This window comes from Geminicoccus flavidas (assembly GCF_009806515.1).
GTDB lineage: Bacteria > Pseudomonadota > Alphaproteobacteria > Geminicoccales > Geminicoccaceae > Geminicoccus > Geminicoccus flavidus.
Genome location: NZ_WUJP01000898.1, coordinates 1 through 3,240 on the forward strand (window position 1 = coordinate 1; position 3,240 = coordinate 3,240).

Here is a 3,240-nt window from a genome sequence, read left to right on the forward strand (position 1 = left end):
TCTTGAGCAGCTCCTGCCAGCGCCGACCAAGCTGCGGACCCTGAAGCATCACGCCGCCCTCGACTGGCGGGAAGCCCCAGCCTTCATGACGGCACTTGACGCTATGGATGGCGTTGCGGCGCGTGCGCTGGCCTTTGCCATCCTCACCGCGGCACGCTCAGGCCAGGTCCGAGGCATGACGTGGCGGGAGATTGATGGGGACGTCTGGATCGTGCCGGCGGGGCGGATGAAGGCCGACAAGGAGCACCGTGTCCCGCTGGTGCCGGCGGCTCTGGCGCTGCTGGGCGATCGACGGAAAGGCCATGATCTCGTGTTCGAGAGCCCAGCCAAGGTTGAGCGGGCTTTGTCGGACATGGCACTTACTGCCGTGCTCCGGCGCCTGGGACATGGCGAGCTGACCGTGCACGGCTTCCGGTCCACCTTTCGCGACTGGGCCGGTGAGACCTCCAGTCATCCACGCGAGGTAATCGAGGCGGCGCTGGCGCATCGGCTGAAGGATAAGGCCGAAGCCGCTTATGCCCGGGGCGACCTGTTCGTGAAGCGACGGCGCCTAATGGCCGACTGGGCCAACTTTCTCTCGACCACCCTTGGCGAGATCCTGACGTTAGCACCTGCGGAAGATCGCCAAGCTGGGTGATTAACGCGCGCCCGGCGCTTCCGGGCATGTCGGCCGGGCGGGGCTGAGCCTGGAAAGCAAACCCCGCCCGGCCTGCTGAAGGATCAGCGACATGACGGATAGCACTACGCCCAAGCCAGCGCCACACCCCCCCAACCTCGCCAAGAAAGACCACGCCATAGGCGAGCAAGAAAAGACGCGTCGCCTAGCGAACCACTTTCGCCGGCTTACTCTCGAAGCGTTTCTTGCTCCGGAGAAAGAGGATCTTGAGCGGCAGGTGTGGGACGTGTGTGTTGCAGCTCTGGAGGCCGCAGGAAAAAGCGGCAGCATCGACAAGAAAATCGCCCAGCACGTTTCGACAGCAGTCAAATTCGCCTTGAGAGGGCAGCCGCACCCCTTGTGGAAGGCGACACGTGGTTACTCGAAGACTGCGAGCATCGATGCGACCATGCTACTGGCCATAGGCTACGCAGAAATGTGCCATGATGGTCTAATAGACGATCCGTCTCCTGCAAAAACTATCAAGAAGGCACACGGTATAAGCCACAGCACTTACAACACGTGGCGAAGACAGTGCCGCGAATATGCAAGACAGTACTATCTCACTGAAGCTCTTGCATCTGCTGCCCGTGCCGGCAAGATCCCCTTTGATTTGTACAGCAAAGCGCGACAGGCCCTTGAGGCTGAGCGGAAGCGTGGAAAGAGCTAGTCAGAATTGACCCGGCTAATTTTGCGTATGCAGATTTGGTCGGCCTAAATTTGAACGGATTTACGGAAACTTCAAAATAACCATAGTTATCCAGCACCGACCGCCGGTTTCCGCCGGTAGAGGTAAGGATGACAGGAATTATGGATCACTTCCCAAAAGCCGCTCCTCCTCATGGGCACGATCTGATTAGCGTGCGCGTCCCGGAAGCGGTGCGCATGACCGGCATCTCCCGGTCAGTGCTTTACGAGCTGATCAAGGCGAATGAGCTCGAAGCTGTGAAGATCGGCCGGGCCACGCTCGTCCCCGTCCAGAGCCTGCGCGCCCTGATCGAGAAGAACACGAAGAAGGCCGCCTGAGCGGCTGGAGCGAACAATGCCTATGCCACTGCCTAGAAACGGCAGAGGGCCAGCTCTGCCAGGAGCCAGCCCTCACGAACAATGCCGCTCATCCCATACCACGGCCGCTGACCTTGCGCACGCACTGGGTGGTCGCAGGACCGCGAGGGGCTGGTTGTGCCGCTGCCCGGCGCACCAGGACCGTTCGCCATCCCTGACTGTGGTGGATGGCGACAACGGCCGCCCTGTCGTCCATTGCTGGGCAGGCTGCACCTTTGTGGAAGTCCAAGCCACGCTGGCAGCCAAAGGATTGTGGCCGGACCAGGGCACCTCGCTGCCGCATGAGGAGATCGAGCGGCGGCGACGCGAGCGGGAAGCGCGCGAGGAAACCGGAAACCGGGCGCGGGAAGCTGCAGCGGCGGCAAAGTGGCGTGAGGCACGGCCCATTGAGGACAATCATCCGGCGGACCGCTATCTACGCTCTCGCATCGACCTGCCGCCCTATCCGCCCTGCCTGCGGCAGGGCATCCACTGTTCGGCCAGCGGCCGGGAATGGCCCACCCTAGTAGCTGGCGCCCATCGCTATCCCGGCGATGACGTGGTGGCCGTGCAGGTGACGCCGCTGGACGGGGCGGGCCGCAAGGCATGGACGAAGCCGTCGCGGATCACGATCGGCCGGCTGCCGGGTGCTGCGGTGCGCGTCTCACCCTGGCAGGAAGGCCAGCGCATCGTGCTCACGGAAGGCGTGGAAGATGCGCTGGCGGTCGCGGCAGCCTGCCCGGACATGGCTGCCTGGGCAGTGCTCGGGGCTGCCAACGCTGCGACAGTGCGGTTGCCGCATCGGGTGCCTGTCGTGCTGTGTCTGGACGGTGACGAGGCCGGCCGGAAAGCCAGTGTTGCGGCCGCCAAGGCGTTGCGGGAACGCGGTCACGCCGTGCTGGTCGCGGCGCTGCCGGACGGGCTTGATCCTGCCGCCATGCTGACGGAGGCGTCGGCATGAGTGCCAAGTCGCTGAAGCTTGCGGTCGACAATGCGCGGCCGGCAGACGAGGTGATCGCCGATGCGTGGCCCGACCTTGACCGGTCGATCACCGAGCTGCGCCACCTGCCTGCCCCAGACTTCCCGCTCGATACCTTCGGAGGCTTCGCCCCCTGGGTTCGGGATGCTGCGGATGCCAAGGGCACGCCAGCCGATTTCGTTGCTGCCGCTGTACTCTCCGTCATCGGCGGCATGATCGCCAATGTCCGGCGCGGCAGTCCGTGGGCCGGGTGGATCGAACCTCCGATCATCTGGGCTGCACTGGTGGGGCTCCCGTCCACGGGCAAGAGCCCGGCGCTGGACGCTGTGGTCGATCTTCTCGGGAAGATGGAGCAGTCGACCAATAGCGACTGGAGCGAGCGTGAAAAGGAGCATCAGCGCGCCAAGGCGGAGGCGAAAGCGAAGCTGACAAAATGGGAAGGCGAAGTGGCGGAGGCGGTGAAACTCGGCAAGCCCGCGCCGAAACCACCGGAAGGCGATTTGGACCCGGAACCGCCGGAGATGCGCCGGCTCGTGCTCAATGACGTGACGATCGAGCGTGC

Annotated in this window: 5 protein-coding genes; all 5 read left to right on the plus strand. The window is 63.9% G+C overall.

All coding sequences use genetic code 11. The features are described from left to right. The coding region (locus tag EQG76_RS25680) for a tyrosine-type recombinase/integrase (protein ID WP_159717567.1) at window positions 1-637 on the plus strand (637 nt) is incomplete at its 5' end. 91 nt (window positions 638-728) lie between these two features. After that, on the plus strand, window positions 729-1,325 hold the full coding sequence (locus EQG76_RS25685; RefSeq protein WP_159717568.1) for a hypothetical protein: 597 nt from the start codon (window positions 729-731) through the stop codon (window positions 1,323-1,325). A gap of 140 nt (window positions 1,326-1,465) precedes the next feature. Continuing rightward, complete coding sequence (locus EQG76_RS31845; RefSeq protein WP_255476595.1) at window positions 1,466-1,681, plus strand: helix-turn-helix domain-containing protein; 216 nt, start codon at window positions 1,466-1,468, stop codon at window positions 1,679-1,681. Window positions 1,682-1,883: 202 nt separating this feature from the next. Beyond that, entirely contained in the window at window positions 1,884-2,660 is a 777-nt protein-coding gene (locus EQG76_RS25695) for a DUF7146 domain-containing protein (protein WP_159717570.1), read from the plus strand. Next, the coding region (locus EQG76_RS25700) for a DUF3987 domain-containing protein (protein WP_159717571.1) at window positions 2,657-3,240 on the plus strand (584 nt) is incomplete at its 3' end. The genes EQG76_RS25695 and EQG76_RS25700, both read left to right, overlap by 4 nt.